The organism is Mesorhizobium sp. LNJC394B00 (genome assembly GCF_000502555.1).
Taxonomy (GTDB): Bacteria; Pseudomonadota; Alphaproteobacteria; order Rhizobiales; family Rhizobiaceae; genus Mesorhizobium.
Map to the genome: position 1 here is coordinate 133613 of NZ_AYWH01000010.1, position 15685 is coordinate 149297.

General features: G+C 61.8%; 14 protein-coding genes, 1 tRNA gene and 1 pseudogene. 7 read left to right on the forward strand and 9 right to left on the reverse strand.

Features of this window, described 5'->3' with window-relative positions; translation table 11 throughout:
• Positions 1 to 343 precede the first annotated feature (343 nt).
• From X751_RS01000000164185 to X751_RS138815, 4 genes and pseudogenes are all read right to left on the reverse strand, one after another.
• Positions 344 to 1200: pseudogene (locus X751_RS01000000164185) on the reverse strand (ATP-dependent DNA ligase).
• A gap of 196 nt (positions 1201 to 1396) precedes the next feature.
• Positions 1397 to 1918, reverse strand: coding sequence for a MerR family transcriptional regulator (locus X751_RS138825; protein ID WP_023745936.1), 522 nt, complete (start codon positions 1916 to 1918; stop codon positions 1397 to 1399).
• Between the two features lie 290 nt (positions 1919 to 2208).
• On the reverse strand, positions 2209 to 3930 hold the full coding sequence (locus X751_RS138820; protein WP_023745937.1) for an ATP-binding protein: 1722 nt from the start codon (positions 3928 to 3930) through the stop codon (positions 2209 to 2211).
• Between the two features lie 280 nt (positions 3931 to 4210).
• Positions 4211 to 4285: transfer RNA gene (locus tag X751_RS138815), tRNA-Gly, on the reverse strand.
• Positions 4286 to 4503: 218 nt separating this feature from the next.
• Here X751_RS138815 and X751_RS138810 point away from each other — a divergent pair.
• The 4 genes from X751_RS138810 to X751_RS138795 all read left to right on the forward strand — a co-directional run bounded on the left by X751_RS138810 (position 4504) and on the right by X751_RS138795 (position 7144).
• Positions 4504 to 5001 (forward strand): prolyl-tRNA synthetase associated domain-containing protein, encoded by a 498-nt coding sequence (locus X751_RS138810; RefSeq protein ID WP_023710270.1) that lies wholly within the window; start codon positions 4504 to 4506, stop codon positions 4999 to 5001.
• A gap of 80 nt (positions 5002 to 5081) precedes the next feature.
• Positions 5082 to 6089: a thioredoxin gene (gene trxA / locus X751_RS138805; RefSeq protein WP_023745938.1), complete on the forward strand. Its 1008-nt coding sequence runs from the start codon at positions 5082 to 5084 to the stop codon at positions 6087 to 6089.
• A 110-nt stretch (positions 6090 to 6199) separates the two neighbouring features.
• Positions 6200 to 6871, forward strand: a complete 672-nt coding sequence (locus tag X751_RS138800; RefSeq protein WP_023745939.1) for an LON peptidase substrate-binding domain-containing protein — start codon at positions 6200 to 6202, stop codon at positions 6869 to 6871.
• A gap of 30 nt (positions 6872 to 6901) precedes the next feature.
• A complete protein-coding gene (locus X751_RS138795; RefSeq protein WP_023672122.1) occupies positions 6902 to 7144 on the forward strand; it encodes a Trm112 family protein in 243 nt (80 codons plus the stop codon).
• 119 nt (positions 7145 to 7263) lie between these two features.
• Here the strand turns inward: X751_RS138795 and X751_RS138790 are convergent, their stop codons facing one another.
• From X751_RS138790 to X751_RS1000000168090, 3 genes are read right to left on the reverse strand one after another with little or no spacing between them, the layout of a single operon-like run.
• Entirely contained in the window at positions 7264 to 10536 is a 3273-nt protein-coding gene (locus X751_RS138790) for an error-prone DNA polymerase (RefSeq protein ID WP_023745940.1), read from the reverse strand.
• Entirely contained in the window at positions 10533 to 12011 is a 1479-nt protein-coding gene (locus X751_RS138785; RefSeq protein WP_023745941.1) for a DUF6504 family protein, read from the reverse strand. Before X751_RS138785 ends, X751_RS138790 begins: the two co-directional genes overlap by 4 nt.
• Positions 11953 to 13005 carry a hypothetical protein gene (locus tag X751_RS1000000168090; protein WP_023745942.1) on the reverse strand — a complete coding sequence of 351 codons (1053 nt, stop codon included), beginning with the start codon at positions 13003 to 13005 and terminating at the stop codon, positions 11953 to 11955. The genes X751_RS138785 and X751_RS1000000168090 overlap by 59 nt, the downstream gene beginning before the upstream one ends.
• A 229-nt stretch (positions 13006 to 13234) precedes the next feature.
• On the opposite strand from X751_RS1000000168090, the gene X751_RS138775 reads away from it, so the two are divergent.
• From X751_RS138775 to X751_RS138765, 3 genes are all read left to right on the forward strand, one after another.
• Positions 13235 to 13657 (forward strand): metallopeptidase family protein, encoded by a 423-nt coding sequence (locus X751_RS138775; protein WP_023673918.1) that lies wholly within the window; start codon positions 13235 to 13237, stop codon positions 13655 to 13657.
• Positions 13658 to 13722: 65 nt separating this feature from the next.
• Complete coding sequence (locus X751_RS138770) at positions 13723 to 14043, forward strand: type II toxin-antitoxin system RelE/ParE family toxin (RefSeq protein WP_023673919.1); 321 nt, start codon at positions 13723 to 13725, stop codon at positions 14041 to 14043.
• A 9-nt stretch (positions 14044 to 14052) separates the two neighbouring features.
• On the forward strand, positions 14053 to 14334 hold the full coding sequence (locus X751_RS138765; protein WP_023673920.1) for an XRE family transcriptional regulator: 282 nt from the start codon (positions 14053 to 14055) through the stop codon (positions 14332 to 14334).
• A 30-nt stretch (positions 14335 to 14364) separates the two neighbouring features.
• Here the strand turns inward: X751_RS138765 and X751_RS138760 are convergent, their stop codons facing one another.
• Together X751_RS138760 and X751_RS138755 are read right to left on the reverse strand one after the other, a co-directional pair.
• Positions 14365 to 14571, reverse strand: coding sequence for a DUF1737 domain-containing protein (locus X751_RS138760; protein WP_023673921.1), 207 nt, complete (start codon positions 14569 to 14571; stop codon positions 14365 to 14367).
• Positions 14572 to 14610: 39 nt separating this feature from the next.
• Positions 14611 to 15492: a CoA ester lyase gene (locus X751_RS138755; protein WP_023745943.1), complete on the reverse strand. Its 882-nt coding sequence runs from the start codon at positions 15490 to 15492 to the stop codon at positions 14611 to 14613.
• Between the last annotated feature and the right edge of the window lie 193 nt (positions 15493 to 15685).

Consider the following 15685-nt stretch of genomic DNA (forward strand, 5'->3'; position numbering starts at 1 on the left):
AGGTTCCGGTAGGAAGCCCGTTGAGCAATCCCCATCAATTGAGGAATAAGGCGGGGTTCATTGGACTCGGCCGCGAACTTCAATCGCCGAGACAGCCTTCAAAGCAATTTCGTGAGCCAGACCGACCAGGCAATCGATCTCGTACATGGCATCGATGTGCCCGCGATCACGGACTGACCGTCGCAAGAGGTGCAGCGCGTCTCGCGTTTCACACAAAGTGGTTCGAAGGGAAAGTGGCATGTTGAGCCCGCCTTATTAGGCTCAACAACCTCGCGCACTGTCTGTTCCGTACAATCGCGCTTAAATTGCAATCAGGATGATCTGGCCAGCAGCGACTTTGCGACTATTCTTCCTCCCGGAAATCTTGCAACGAAGCGTGTCGCAAATCTTCCTCACCCCGCAAGTGCTTCACGCGGCCGATAAGCCCGGGCTTAACCCACTGCGTCGCCGGCCGCTTCATCCCCTTCGGCGCCGGCCCGGCGTGCTCCTGCACGCGCTTCCACAGCCGCTCCCGGATTGCGCCGCGGGAGTTGATGAACGCTGAGCCGACATACTGGCCGGTCTCCCGGTCGGCCATCAGCGCAAAGGCCGGCTTGCCGGGTCCCGCTCGACACCGAGCAAATCGTATTCTTCCACCATGTAGCTTTTGACCTTCAGCCAGGCAGTCGACCGGCCGCTGCGGTATTTGCTGTCGCGGCGCTTCGAAACCATGCCCTCGATGCCGGCTTCGTCGATCAGATGGAAGATGGCTTTGGCATCGCCAGGCAGCGCCTGGCTGAACTGAATGCGGTCATCAGGCAGGATGATGCCTTCAAGAACTTCGCGTCGGTCTTCGAGATCCATGTCCCGCAGATCGTGACCGTTAAGGTGAAGCAGATCGAAGGCGACGAAATACAGGTCGTGCTGGCGGCGGGTAATGGCCGTGCGCAGGGCTTGGTAGTCCGACAAGCCGGCTTCGTTGAGCACGACAATCTCGCCATCGATGATGGCATTCTCAACCCCGAGCCGTTTCGCTGCTCCGGCCAGATCGCTGTATTTCGCCGTCCAGTTGTGGCCGTTGCGCGTGAAGATGCGCACGTCGTGATCGATGATGACCTGGCTGCGGTAGCCGTCGAACTCGACCTCGTGAATCCATTCGTCGCCTTCGGGAGGCTTCTCGACAAGGGTCGGCAGCAAAGGCTCGACGAATTTTAAACGCATGAACTCACCCGCAACCCGGTGATTCAATTAGCTTGCGCTGAAATGGTTCGAAACCTTTGCGCGATGGAAAATGAAACGGTCGAGTGTGACCGTCGGCCTCGGCATAGCGGGGCCGAAGTCGATGGGCTCAAGGCAGAATCCAAGTGGTAACGGCGCGATCGGAACCCAGATAACGAACAAGCGGAGCGTCAGTTAGCTATCGCCTGGTAGCCCTCGGAGATGGACCGGTTGCATATTCGAGTTCGTAGTGGCCGAGCTCAAACCGCTTTCGTTTGGAAGGGCTGATCTCGTTTTTGACACTTCGAGATGCCCCTTCAATATCAAGAACAAACGCAAATGCCAGTTGCCCCTTGTTTGTAATCTCGGTCAGGGTTCCGTTGGCGTTGTGGTAGAATATCTCTAGCCCGTCGGTCGAGACGAAGGAAAGGGGCGACTTTTGGTCGGCCATACTCCACATATTACTTTCGCGCAGAAGCTGAATGGCAGGTTTAATGCGTCGGATCTCGATCCCCGACAGAGAAAAGTTATTAAGTAGACGCGCAATGACCAAATCTCGATACGAATAATAACGGACGACACCCCTTCGGCCAACTGTCGCATGGGAGGCTGTGAGGTAGTTTTCCCGCGCCAGATAGTTGACCATATGGAGGCTTAGCCCCGAGATCGCCGCTACCTCTCGGGCCGTGAATCCGTTGAGGACTTTACGGGGCGTGGGCACCTGTGAAAAACCTTGTTAACAAAATTGAAGTTATAGCTTACTTCAATTATACTGATTTGCAAAGGATACCCCTTCGGTACTGGCGACTACACCCACTGATCTGTTGACAACCTCGCTGGAGAAAAGCGCGCCGGAAGAACTGGCACGGCAGCGTACAATCGCAGCCTTGGCGGCATTACGAAGCGATGATCTCGAGCGCGTAGTGGTCATGGTCGTAGCGCTAGCGAACGAACGGCGATAGTGTCTCGCTTGTTTGGCGGCCTGAAGCAAGCATCGTTCATATGTGCGGTTCAGCTCTTGAGCGCACTTTCAAGCAAATCACGCAAGTCGTCTGCCATTTGGCCTGATAAGACTGCTGGAACAATCAATGAGTAGCTCTGCCCCGTCTTCAGGCCTGCCTTGTGCGCCACCTTTCGTATCGCGTTTCGCAGATCTTTTCCGAGAACCACATACTGTTTTCCGTGCTCGGCGGCCTCGACTTCAACCTCAGAGTCGCCGAATTGCGGTAGATTGCCCTTTTTGTTAAACTTGTTTGCAGCGTCGTTGCGCTTGCGTCGACGTGTTTCTAGCGCAACGTTATTTGCCGCAGCTTCCGCGACTGCATCTTCAAGTAACTGCCGGGCGGTTTCTTCCGAGATGCCGAAGTGCGAAGCGATCGCCGATTCATTGGTCCAGTACGCCTCCATGTCGGAATACTTGGTGAACCAGACGACATGGCCCTTGTCGGAATAGGGGCCGCCAAGAGCGGCTAACTCTCCGGGCATTAAGAAGTCACGATCGCGATGTATAACAACCTTAAGACTACCAGCGGTGATCTCAATAAAATCCTTGATGACCTCTGCTTCCGGCACTTTTCCTGATCCGCGCACAGGCCAAACGGCCACCGCACGGTCCAGATGGGGCCATTGAGACAAAATTGTCCTTATCATCCCGGCATCTTCATCCTCGGTCAGCATAAGGATCTTCCGATCCAATAGACCCCAGCCCATTAGCCGCCGGCCTTCGGTGTCGCCGCCATCCTGCACCTTCCCTTCCTTCATCCAAATGACCCGCGCATCGCTTGGAAGGGCACGAACCACTGATGGGCTATGGGTCGTCAGAACAACTTGTGTGTCCGTCCTCTGAGAAGCTGCCACCAATACTGGTACGAGCCGCTCTTGAGCTGTGGGATGCAGATGGGCGTCAGGCTCATCCACCAGCAACAGCGCCGGTCGAAAGTAAAGCAGATAGGCAAATATCTGGATGACCTGTAGAAAGCCAACACCGGCGAGTTCAAGTGGCCTCCATTTCTTTTCCGACGCTTGCATGTCAGCCGTTGTAAAGCGAGCCGAGATGGTAGAGTCCCTTTTGTCCAAGAACGTCACATCGAGCGAGAGTTTCCCCATTACTTGCGATACATACTCTTCAAGCAGCATCAGGCCATTCTTGCCGTCTATTGCGGTGCCTTTTAGGAGGAGGAGGACGTTGCGTAAGACCGTATTTGCGTCGCCAGCTGCTGCCAAGCGTTGAACGATTGCTCGACTTCGCTTTTCTTCGCTGAGAGGAATGCCGGCCAAGCCGGGGATGTATGCACTAAATTCCCGAGAAGGGTCTCGAAGGTTGCTGATGAACGCATTGCCGCTGGGGATATGGACCAGGATACCCGCGTTACGAGCTGACTTGATCCAAAGCTCTGCCGTCACCTCAGAGCCATCATCCATGATAGCTACTACGCCCATATCAAGCTGGGGCGTACCTGTCTTATTCCCGTACTCCGACGAGTGACCAGCATTTCGGTAGTCGGGGGATGGCATATATGTGGCATTTTTTTCGGAAAGCGTGACCCCGTCTGACGACTTTGACCGAGCCTCAATCCGACGGTTCCTCCCCGACTGAAACATCCAGTGCATGGCCTGCAGCACGGAGCTTTTGCCGGAGCCATTCGCACCAACAATGACATTGAAGTCTACAAGATTGACCTTCGTCGAACTGATGGCTTTGAAATTGCCGATGTCGATGGATTTGATTCTCACTTATTGCGCCTCCGCCCCAATCGGTAAGGATAGAGCGAGTGGCGATCAATCAGTCAACTGCAGCCCAGCATTCATGGTAAAGTTGTGACCGTTTGGATTGAATATACTGCGCGTCCGGCAACACACTAATCCCCACTGCGCCGGATCCGCGAAAAACTGGTAACCCGCATGTAACCCTGGTATTCCAAGCCGCTTGCCACAAGCGCGATTCAGTCGGCCCTAAAAACGAAAAAGCCGCGGCGAACCGCGGCTTTTCGATGCCTGATTTCCCGGAGGAAACTGGAGCGGGTGAAGCGATTCGAACGCTCGACCCCAACCTTGGCAAGGTTGTGCTCTACCCCTGAGCTACACCCGCTCACACGGCCCTCGGGGCCGCAAGCCGGGCCTATATGGCTGAAGAGCGCGGCGATTGCAACAAGGAAATGACGGGCTTTTTAGCCGCGCCAAATTCGCCTGGCCGAACCTTGTCGGCCACGCGGGTGGTTCATCGACTTCCCGCATGACGGTCTTGTCTCGGCGGCATCATTGGCCGTAAACGGCTTTGCCGCGCGCCGATACAGGGGAAGACCACCAATGCCGAAGACCGAAGCCGAGCTTTTCGCCTTTCTTGCCGATCTCGGCATATCAGTGTCGACCGTGCGCCATCCGCCGCTCTATACGGTGGCCGATTCGCAGTCGCTGCGCGGCGAGATACCGGGCGGGCACACGAAAAATCTGTTTCTCAAGGACAAGAAGGACAATTTCTTCCTGGTCAGCGTCGGCGAGGAGGCGGTGGTCGACCTGAAGCAGATCCACACGATCATCGGCGCCGCCGGCCGGGTGTCGTTCGGCAAGCCGGAGATGCTGATGGAGCTGCTCGGTGTCATTCCGGGCGCGGTCACCGTGTTCGGGCTGATCAACGACACCGAAAGACGGGTCAAGGTGGTGCTCGACCAGGATTTGATGGCACATGCGACAGTCAACGCGCATCCGCTGACCAATGAGGCGACGACGTCGATCGCGTCCGCCGACCTCATCAGATTCGTCGAGGCAACCGGACATGATGCTGCTATCTTGAAAGTCTCGGCTTGATCGCCACATGGATGGCGAAAACTGACCTCTAGTTAAGGACGTCGCGCTGCTCCGCTGGGCGCGACCGGAAGGGCGACGAGATGAGCGACAACAACAATCCGTTTGGCGGCCAATTCGGCGGCAATTCGGGCCAATACACCACTTCCGTGCGATATGGCGGCGCCGAGCCGGCCAAGTCGGCACTTGGCCCGACACCCGGCGCAGCACCTGCCGCTGGTGAGCTGATCAAGGACACCACGACCGCCACTTTCGCCGCCGACGTCATCCAGGAATCGCGCAAACAGCCGGTACTGGTCGATTTCTGGGCGCCGTGGTGCGGGCCCTGCAAGCAGCTCACGCCGCTTCTGGAAAAGGCGATCAAGGCCGCCGGCGGCAAGGTCAAGCTGGTCAAGATGAACATTGACGATCATCCCTCGATCGCCGGCCAGCTCGGCATCCAATCGATCCCGGCGGTCATCGCCTTCAAGGACGGCCAGCCTGTCGACGGCTTCATGGGCGCCATCCCCGAGAGCCAGATTGCCGAGTTCATCACCAAGGTCGGCGGCAAGGGCAATGGCGCGCCGCCCGTCGCCGAAGCACTGGCCGCGGCGGCGGAAGCGCATGCGGCGGGCGATGCGCAGACCGCAGCCGACATTTACGACGCCATCCTGGCGCAGGCGCCGGAGACGATCGAGGCGATTGCCGGGCTGGGCGAGCTTCTGTTCGAGGACGGCGACAGCGACGGCGCCGAGGCGCTGCTGGCAACGGCGCCGGAGGCCAAGAAGAATGCGCCGGCACTTGCCGCGCTGCGTGCCAAGATGACGCTGGCTGCGGAAGCGGCAGCACTTGGCAATCCAGCTGAATTCGAGCAGCGACTGGCCGCCAATCCCGGCGACCACCAGGCGCGTTTCGACCTCGCCATGATCCAGAACGCCAAGGGCGAGCGCCATGCGGCGGCCGACAATCTTCTGGCGATTATAAAAGCCGACCGGACGTGGAACGAGGACGGCGCCAGGGCGCAGCTGCTGAAACTGTTCGAGGCCTGGGGCATGACCGACGAGGCGACGCTGGCGGCACGGCGCAAATTGTCGTCGCTGCTGTTTTCCTGAGCCGTTTGCCGGCCAAATTGCCGGGGCGTGGCTGTCGGGCCTTGCGGTCGGCGGCCGCCGCGCCAGATTAGGCCGATAACATCGCGCGCGAGCGGGTCGGAGGAGTGAAGGTGCAGGTCGGAAACGCATTTTACCGGGTCGGCAAGGATCTGCCGGCAACCATTCCGGTGTTTCCGCTTGCCGGCGCGCTGCTGCTGCCGGGCGGGCGCATGCCGCTCAACATTTTCGAGCCGCGCTATCTGCAGATGGTGGATGAGGCGATCGCCGGCGCGCGGCTGATCGGCATCGTCCAGCCCAGCCTCAATGGCGCGTTGCGCGCCGACGGCGAGCCGGAACTGTGCAATGTCGGCTGCGCCGGGCGCATCATCTCGATGGCCGAGAGCGGCGACGGCCGATATCTGATTTCGCTGCAGGGCGTCTGCCGTTTCCGCATCACCAGCGAATTGCCGGTGAAGACGCCGTTCCGGCAATGCAAGCTGGCGCCGTTCCTCACCGATCTCACCGAAGACCAGGCGGCAAGCGAGATCGACCGGCCGGCGCTGTTGAAAGCGTTTCGCGCCTATCTGCAGGCCAACGATCTCGAAGCCGATTGGGAAAGCGTCAGCCGCGCCGAGAATACCATGCTGGTCAATGCGCTGTCGATGATGTCGCCCTACGGACCGGCCGAGAAACAGGCGCTGCTGGAGGCGCCCGACCTGAAAGCCCGCGCGGAGACGCTGATCGCGATCACCGAAATGGCGCTGGCGCGCGAGAATGAGGACTTTGGTTCCAGCCTGCAATAAGGGCTGAGCCGATGGCTGAAGGGGGATCCAATGGCTGCGGATGGGCGTGACGGCAAGTCGGTCAATGTCGATCCAAAATTGCTGGAGCTGCTGGCCTGCCCGCTGACCAAGGGGCCGCTGGCCTGGGACCCGGTGCGCGGCGAGTTGATCTCGCGGCTTGCCAAGCTCGCTTATCCCGTGCGCGACGGCATCCCGATCATGCTGCCCTCGGAGGCGCGGACTATTTCGGCGGAAGACGTGCTGTCGCCGCCGCGATTGGGTGGGCCGGGCTGAAGGGCCAGGGGTGGTTCAAACGGACCTCAGCCTAAGAAGCCATTCTGTTGGCGATCCTTGCGCCCCCCTCTGCCCTTGCCGGCATTAATGTCATGGGCTCCCGACCGCCCTGCACTTGCCTACTGAAAATTCCGCCCCTTGGGCATGACCCTTTCAGCTTTGTCCGAGAGGGTGGCAATGTCGGGCCGGGCAGCCGGCGTCATCTCTTCCAGCAGCACCGTCAGCCACGGCGTCAAATCCTCGATCTTCTCGGCGACGATGTGGATGACGTCGGATTCCGACTGCAGCTTGCCGGTGACCTTGACGAAGCGCGCGCCCATGACGATGGGCCGGAAACGGGTAAAGGTCCGCTCCCAGAAAATGACGTTGGCGACGGCCTTGTCGTCTTCCAGCGTCAGGAAGATCGCATTGCCCTTGCCGGGCCGCTGCCGCACCAGCACCAGGCCGGCGACCGAGACCCGCCTGCCGTCGCGCACCGAGCCGAGATTGGCATTGGGAATGACGCCGGCGCGGTCGAGCCGCTCGCGCAGGAAGGCGACCGGATGCGCCTTCAGCGACAGGCCGAGCGCGCGGTAGTCGTGGATGACGTGCTCGCCGAGCGGCATTGTCGGCAGTTTTGTCTCGGGCTCGAGTTCGCGCAGCCGGATCGCCGGCTGGTCGAACAGCGGCAGCCGTTCGGCGGCGCTCTTGCCATCCAGCGCGCGCACCGCCCACAAGGCTTCACGACGGTCGAGGCCGAGCGAGCGGAAGGCGTCAGCCTGCGCCAGTCTTTCGATTTCGCCGACATTGAGGCCCGAGCGCAGCCAGACATCCCTGACGCTTGTATAGCCGGCGCCGCGCCGCGCGGTGAAAGCTTCCATACGCTTCTCGGCCAAGCCCTTGATCTGACGGAAGCCAAGCCGGACGGCGCACCGGGTCTTGATGACACCGCGCATTTCGGCATGGCGCGCAAGGATGCGGCCCGGATCGAATTGGGCTTTCTCCAGGGTGCAGTCCCAGTCGGAAAAATTGACGTCGACGTCGCGGATATCGACGCCATGGTCGCGCGCGTCGCGCACCAGCTGGGCCGGCTGGTAAAACCCCATCGGCTGCGAATTCAGGATCGCGGCGCAGAACACGTCGGGATAAAAGGTCTTGAACCAGCAGGAGGCATAGACGAGCAAAGCGAAGGAGGCGGCGTGGCTTTCGGGAAAGCCGTATTCGCCGAAGCCTTCGATCTGCTTGAAGCAGCGCTCGGCGAAGTCCTTGGTGTATCCCTTGCCGACCATGCCGTCGATCATGCGCTGGCGGTAATTGCCGATGGTGCCGGTGCGCTTGAAGGTGGCCATGGCGCGGCGTAGTTCGTCCGCCTCGCCCGGCCTGAAGCCGCCGGCGACGATGGCGATCTTCATCGCCTGTTCCTGGAACAACGGCACGCCCAGCGTCTTGCCCAGGATTTCTTCCAGTTCCGGCTTGGGGTACTCAGGCATTTCCTTTTTCTGCCGGCGGCGCAGATAGGGATGCACCATATCACCCTGGATCGGACCGGGCCGCACGATCGCCACCTCGATGACCAGGTCGTAGAATTCGCGCGGGCGTAGACGCGGCAGCATAGACATCTGCGCGCGCGATTCGATCTGGAAGACGCCGAGCGTGTCGGCGCGGCAGATCATGTCGTACACGTCGTTCTCTTCCGGCGGCAGGGTGGCCAGCACATAGGGTCGGCCGTAATCATCCCGGGCCTTCGGATAATAGTCGGTGAGCAAGGTGAAGGCGCGTTTGAGGCAGGTCAGCATGCCGAGCGCCAGAATATCCACCTTCAGGATCTTCACCGCGTCGAGATCGTCCTTATCCCACTCGACCATCTTGCGCGCCTCCATCGCCGTCTTGACGATGGGGACGATCTCGTCGAGCCGGTCGCGGGTAATGACGAAGCCGCCGACATGCTGCGACAGGTGCCGGGGAAAGCCCATGATCTCGTTGGCGTGGGCGATCACGCGACGGGTCGAGGTCTCGTTGCGGTCGAGGCCGCCGGCATGCGCCTCCTTCTCGCCGAGCTCCGAGGTCGACCAGCCCCAGATCGAACTGGAGAGCGCACTGCGGACATCGTCCGACAGGCCCATGGCCTTGGCCACCTCGCGCAGCGCCGAGCGGCCGCGATAGCTGATGACGGCGGCAGCCAGCGCGGTGCGCTTGGCGCTGTATTTGGAGTAGATGTACTGGATCACCTCCTCACGCCGCTCATGCTCGAAATCGACGTCGATGTCGGGCGGCTCGTTGCGCTCCTCGGAAATGAAGCGCTCGAACAACGTGTCGATGCGCTCGGGGCCGACCTCGGTGATGCCGATGCAGTAGCAGACGATCGAGTTGGCGGCCGAGCCTCTGCCCTGGCACAGAATGCCCTCATTGCGGGCGAACTGGACGATGTCGTAAACGGTCAGGAAATAGCGCGCATAATTCAGACGCTCGATCAGAGCGAGCTCCTCACTGATGCGCTGCAAGACGGAAGCGGGGACGCCCGCCGGATAGCGCGTGGCGGCCCCCTCCCTGGCCAGACGCTCTAGCTCGGCCTGCGGCCCAAGCCCTGATTGCGTCGGCTCGTCGGGATAATTGTACTGGAGGTCGCTGAGCGAGAAGGTCAGTTCGCCGGCAAAGCGCAGCGTCTCGGCCAGCGCCCGTGGATGGCGGCGGAAGAGACGGGCCATTTCCAGCGGCGGCTTCAGATGGCGCTCGGCGTTGGCCGTCAATTCCAGCCCGACCTCGGCGACCGGCAAATTGAGGCGGATGGCGGTGAGCACATCTTGCAGCGAGCGGCGCTCGGCGCTGTGATAAAGCACGTCGTTGGTCGCCATCAGCGGCACGCCGGCGATGTCCGCCATGCCCGCCGCCTGCTCGATGCGGAAACGGTCATTGCCGCGATAATCCGGCGCCATGCCTAGCCGCAAATTAGCGCCGAAACGGTCTTTCAGTTGACGGACCAATGCCAGGGGATCGTCGGCATTCGCCGAGAGATCCGGCAGCACCGCCAGCGACAGCAGGTCGCCCCATTCGAGCAGGTCGCTGCGCTGGAGAAGGGTCGCGCCCTTCTCGTTTTCATCGCGCAAATTGGCTTGCGTCAGCATGCGGCAGAGATGGCCCCAGCCCTTGCGGTTCTGCGGATAGGCGAGAATGTCCGGCGTGCCGTCGCCGAACACCAGGCGGCAACCGGGGTGATAGGCGAGCTTCTCGACCTTGGCCTGCTGCCAGGCGCGCACGACGCCGGCCACCGTGTTGCGGTCTGCCAGTCCGATCGAGGAAAAGCCGAGGAATTTGGCCGCCACCACCAGCTCCTCCGGCTTGGAGGCGCCGCGCAGGAAGGAGAAGTTCGACTGGATGCCGAATTCCGCATAGGGGATGACGGTCAGCGCGTTCATGCGAAGACTCCATGCATGAACCAGCGCGGCGGCACCTGCGGGTTGCCATAGAGGCCTTGCCGGTAGAGCCAGTAGCGGCGGCCGTCGGCATCCTCGATCCGGAAATAGTCACGCGTCGATGTGAGCGGATCGCTTGACGTTTCACGCCACCATTCCGGCGCGATGCGTTCCGGCCCCTCGGCGCGCGCGACCCGGTAGAGCGCGCGGCGCCAGCGGAAATTCATCGGCGGACCCTCAGGCATTTCGGTGGCCGGCACCTCGATCGGCTCGGGCGAACGGAACAGCCGGATCGGCCGTTCCGGCGGGAAGATGGTTGCGCGCGGCGCGTCTTTCGAGCCCGGCTTCCTGAGCGGTGGTTTGCGTTGTGGCGCTTCCGAGAACGGGATGGTGGCGATGGCGCGCTCCGGCAGATGGCTCTCGAGGGCGACCGGTTTCAGCACCGCACTGTCGCCGAGCCTGGCGCGGATGCGGTCGGCAAAGAGTGCCATGTCGGCGCCGTCATCCTCGGTCTCGCCGGTCAAATCGGCCTGCTGCATGTCGAAGCCGGCGGCCGCCAGCACCGAAAGCCGCACCAGGTCGAAGCCGTAGCCGGCATCGATGTCCTGTTCGAGCGCGGCCAGCCGCTCATGGAACAGGCGCTGGATAAGCTTGGGTTCGCGCAACGGTCGCGAGGTACCGACAGCGATGCGGCTGACGGCGCCGTCGACGCGAAACAAAAGCAGCGCCAGCATCCTTGCGCCCTCGCCGCGGCGTTCGAGATCGGCCTTCAGCGTCACCGCCAGCAAGAGCACCAGCCGTTCGATCTCGGCGGTCAGCACGACCGGCTCGGCCAGGTGGCGTTCGACCGAAAGCGGGGCCACGGGCAGGCGCGGCGATACCGCCTCGTCGAGGCGGCCGAGCGCCTGGTCGAGCCGCAACAGCAAGGTCGCGCCGAAGCGACGGGCGAGCGGCGCGCGCGGCGCTGCCATGACCGCGCCGGCGGTCCGCAGGCCGACGCTTTCCAAGCTGGCGCGGATATCGGCCTCGATGCGCAGTGCCGCCAGCGGCAAGGGGGCGAGCAGCGCTTCCTCCTCGCCGGAGACAACGATGCGGTTGCCGCAGAAGCGCGCCGCCGCCCAGGCTGCACCCGGCGTCGCGGCCAACCCGGCGCGGACATCGAAACCCTGCTGGAAAAACCGCGCAAGGATGTCGTCCAGCATGGCGCGCTCGCCGCCGAACAGATGCGTGCAGCCGGTGACGTCGAGATAAAGGCCATCAGTACCGTCGAGCGCCACCAGCGGCGTATAGCGATCGCACCAGTCGGCGAGGCCTTCGAGCAGCCGGCGATCGGCGTCCGGATCGGCCTCGACGATGTCGATCGAGGGATGCATGGCGCGCGCATCGGCAATGCCCATGCCAGGCTTCAGATGCAGCGCCTCAGCCCGCTCGTCGAGGGCCGATATGCGCTGGGCGTTGCGGTCGCGATGGCTGATCACGAGCGGTGGGTGAGATGGCGGCAGATGATCCGAAGGCCGGGAACGCCACGACCGTCCCAGGCGCTGGCGCAGGATCCGTTCTGCCGCCAGATGCGGGAACCACAGCGACAGAATTCTCTGCCCGTTTTTCGCGGGGCTTTCTTTCTTCGAATGCGTGTTCATCGGGGTTCCACTCCAGTGTGAATTGTCCAGGCAGAGCGGTGCGGCTCTTGCCGATGCTGACGGTGAAGGCAGGCCGGCCGATCGAGCCGGCGAGCGACCCGGCGATCGTCCGGCGGCTCGCCGCTGGTGCAGCCGACACGATGAGGCGCACCGGGGCGGCGGTCGGCTCGGCTTCGCCGGCCTGGCGCAGCAGGAACACCGGCCGGCCGGCGTTTTGGGCGCGCGCGTGCAGCCGGCGCGTCGCGGTGAGGTCGAGCCGCTGCGGGCTGCCACGGATTTCGAGGATGATTGCGGCGAGCGCCGTCATCTTCGCGGCCTCCTCGGCTACCCACAGCGCATCGGTGAGTTTCGGCGCCTCGGAAAACAGCAACTGCTCCGGTGCGATACCGAACATGCCCTGCACTCCCCTGGCATAGGGAAAGCCGGCCTCGCGAAAAATCTCCGACGTGCCGATCCACAGCACGGGCAAGGGCTGGCCCTTGAGGATCAGGCTGACCAGCGACAGCACAAAGCCGGCGACGGCCCCGGCATTGCGGGTCTCAAGGCCATGGATTTCGCTCAAGGCGGCTTTCGGAAGGCCGCCGCTCAGCGCCGCATCGAGGCGCTCGACGCCGGTGGCCAGGAAAGCATCCGGCGAAGCCACGGCAAGCCCGCGCCGGATGATGGTGACATCGGCATCGGGTTCAGGCGCGGCGTCGAGACCGCCGCCAGGACCCGCGCGCAGCCCCTCGCCAGCCGGCGCGGCCAGGCGCTCGGGCAGCGTTCCCTCGATCTTCGCGATCTGGCGGCGCAGGGCAAAAACAGTCTCCCGCGCCACGGCTGATGTCGCCATGACGGTCAATTTCTCTCACAACTGTTCCTGTTATGTTCCTATAGATTCCAGAGGGTGCCGGAAGAGTCAAGCGGAGTCAGAAGGAATTTATTCCTTGATCAAAGGTGACGAGGCCAACCTTGGACTTTGGTCGCAGCCATTCGGCGCAAAGAAACAGTCATTGGCCAGGTACCCGGTCCATTTGCCGAGTCCGGAGGGAAAGCCTATATGCCGGATCAAAGGACAAAGCATGGCCCGCATCTACAAGACCCGCACCTGGCACGATGAACTCTCGCCTTCGATCGAGGAGATCGAGTTTCTGGCGCTGGAGGCGTACGCACATCTGCCCGACGATTTTCGCAAGCTGACCGGCGAGATCGTCATCATGATCGCCGAATTCCCGACCGACGAGATCATGGACGATCTGTCGCTGGAGACACCGTTTGATCTGCTTGGCCTGTTCGAGGGCCGCGGCATCGCCGAGCGCTGGAACCCGCAGACCGGCGAAGGCCCGAACCGCATCACCCTCTACCGCCGCGCCATCCTCGACTATTGGGCCGAAAACGAAGAGACGCTGGGCGACATCGTCACCCACGTGCTGATCCACGAGATCGGCCACCATTTCGGCCTGTCGGACGACGATATGGAAAAGCTTGAAGAGGCGGCGGAGTAAGGCTGTGCGATATTCAGGTGGCGAGCCTGCTTGTGAAATTATACAAGTTTTGATATAAAGTCTGTATGCCGACCAAGCGACTGGAGTTTCTTGGAGATTCTCTTGCCAAGCTCCGGGCTTTTCCAGAGGCGGTGCGCAAGGAAACGGGCGTTCAACTGCACAAGGTTCAACTCGGATTTGAGCCAAGCGATTGGAAGCCGATGACGACGATAGGCCTAGGCGTACGGGAAATCCGTGTCCGAGACGATGCTGGCGCGTTCCGGGTGCTTTACGTCGCCAGCATAGGTGACGCCGTCTTTGTCTTGCACGCCTTCCAGAAGAAGACGCAACAGACGGCGAAACGAGACTTGGCTCTTGCCGCATCGCGGTTCAGGCAAATTCAGTGAGACATGCTCATGGAACGTCAAAGCTTTGAAAATGTCTGGGATGCGCTGGAAGACACCCCGGCTCAGTCCGCCAACATGACTATGCGCTCCAATTTGCTGATCGCGATCGAACAGCGGGTGCGGAGTTGGGACGTTACCCAAGCCGAAGCAGCCAACCGGCTCGGGATTACCCAGCCACGCCTTAGCGATCTTCTGCGGGGCAGGATCGCGAATTTTAGTCTGGACACCTTGATCAATCTGGCCACACAGGCCGGACTTACAGTGCGTCTTGATATTGCCGAGGCAGCCTAGCGCTGTCTTAGACAGGCTGGCAAAGCTCGCCTACCAATCACTCAGCTTCGTATCCGGCCCGTATTCCTGGCCGTCGATATCCTTCACCACCGCCTGGCCGCAGCGCATCGATTTGGTCTTCTTGTCATAGGCGTAGGTCGGTGAGCCGTACAGGTGCCAGCCCTTGTTCAGCGCCGCGGTGACCTTGTGGCAGAAGGTTGAATCGTCGGGGGCGGACAGAAAGCGGTAAAGTCTCATGGGTCAGATCCTGTCGTGAGTTCGTCTTTTCGGGGCGGATCATGCGCCGATGGCGGCGGCCTTCGCCAGCAGTTTTTCGGCTTGCACCAGGTGCAGCCGTTCGACCATCCTGCCATCCAGCGCAATCACGCCCTTGCCGGCATTTTCGGGCAAGGCGAAAGCCTCTTTCACCGCGTGCGCCTCGGCCAAGGCTTCGGGCGCGGGCGCAAAGGCGCGGTTGGCGGTTTCGATCTGGGCGGGGTGGATCAGCGTCTTGCCGTCGAACCCCATGGCGGCGGCTTCCGTGCATTCGCGCGCAAACGCGTCGAGGTCGCGAAAATCGTTGGAGACGCCGTCGAGTATGTCGATGCCGCCGGCTCGCGCCGCCAGCACCATCTGCATCAGCCAAGGCACGAGGTAGCGCCGATCAGGCGTCGCCAGAATGCCGGTTTCCTTGACCAGATCGTTCGTTCCGGCGACGAAACAATTTAGCCGCGAAGCGCGATCGCGGCCGAGTTCGGCAATGGCGCCGATATTGAGCATGGCCTTGGGCGTCTCGATCATCGCCCAGAGCTTGACGCTGTCGGGGGCAAAATTATCGTCGAGCACGTCGCCGACTTCGAGGATGTCACGCGGCGTGGCGACCTTGGACAACAGGATGCCGTCGGGAACGAATTTCGCCGCGGCCAGCAGGTCATCGTTGCCCCATTCGCTGGACAGCGCGTTGACGCGCACGATCATTTCGCAGCGGCGTTTCGGTCGGCTGGCGAAAATGCCGGCCAATTTGTCCCGCGCGGCGATCTTGTCTGAGGGCGCGACGGCGTCTTCGAGGTCGATGATCACGGCATCGCAGGCAAGCGTTGCGATCTTGGCCAGCGCCTTGTCGTTGGAGGCCGGGACGTAAAGCACCGAGCGGCGCGGGCAGTAGAGTTCGCTTGTCATGGCCGATCTATGCCGCGTGTGGGCGGGGGAGGCAAGCGTCCGACCGGTACCTGATGACGAGCCAACCGCGAAAGCTTGCGCTGCCCCGCCCGTCCCGCAGCAGTTGCGGAAGGGAGCCTTCCTCTCCCCCGTCGATCGGGGGAGAGGTGTCGAGCGAAGCTCGACGGAGTGGGGGGTCGACCCTTGAGCGCAA

Coding starts and splice junctions, on each gene's coding strand:
- X751_RS138810 (WP_023710270.1), top strand. CDS start 4,504: ATGCCGAAGACCGAAGCCGAGCTTTTCGCCTTTCTTGCCGATCTCGGC.
- trxA (WP_023745938.1), top strand. CDS start 5,082: ATGAGCGACAACAACAATCCGTTTGGCGGCCAATTCGGCGGCAATTCG.
- X751_RS138795 (WP_023672122.1), top strand. CDS start 6,902: ATGGCTGCGGATGGGCGTGACGGCAAGTCGGTCAATGTCGATCCAAAA.
- X751_RS138790 (WP_023745940.1), bottom strand. CDS start 10,536: ATGAACGCGCTGACCGTCATCCCCTATGCGGAATTCGGCATCCAGTCG.
- X751_RS1000000168090 (WP_023745942.1), bottom strand. CDS start 13,005: ATGGCGACATCAGCCGTGGCGCGGGAGACTGTTTTTGCCCTGCGCCGC.
- X751_RS138775 (WP_023673918.1), top strand. CDS start 13,235: ATGGCCCGCATCTACAAGACCCGCACCTGGCACGATGAACTCTCGCCT.
- X751_RS138770 (WP_023673919.1), top strand. CDS start 13,723: ATGCCGACCAAGCGACTGGAGTTTCTTGGAGATTCTCTTGCCAAGCTC.
- X751_RS138765 (WP_023673920.1), top strand. CDS start 14,053: ATGGAACGTCAAAGCTTTGAAAATGTCTGGGATGCGCTGGAAGACACC.
- X751_RS138760 (WP_023673921.1), bottom strand. CDS start 14,571: ATGAGACTTTACCGCTTTCTGTCCGCCCCCGACGATTCAACCTTCTGC.
- X751_RS138755 (WP_023745943.1), bottom strand. CDS start 15,492: ATGACAAGCGAACTCTACTGCCCGCGCCGCTCGGTGCTTTACGTCCCG.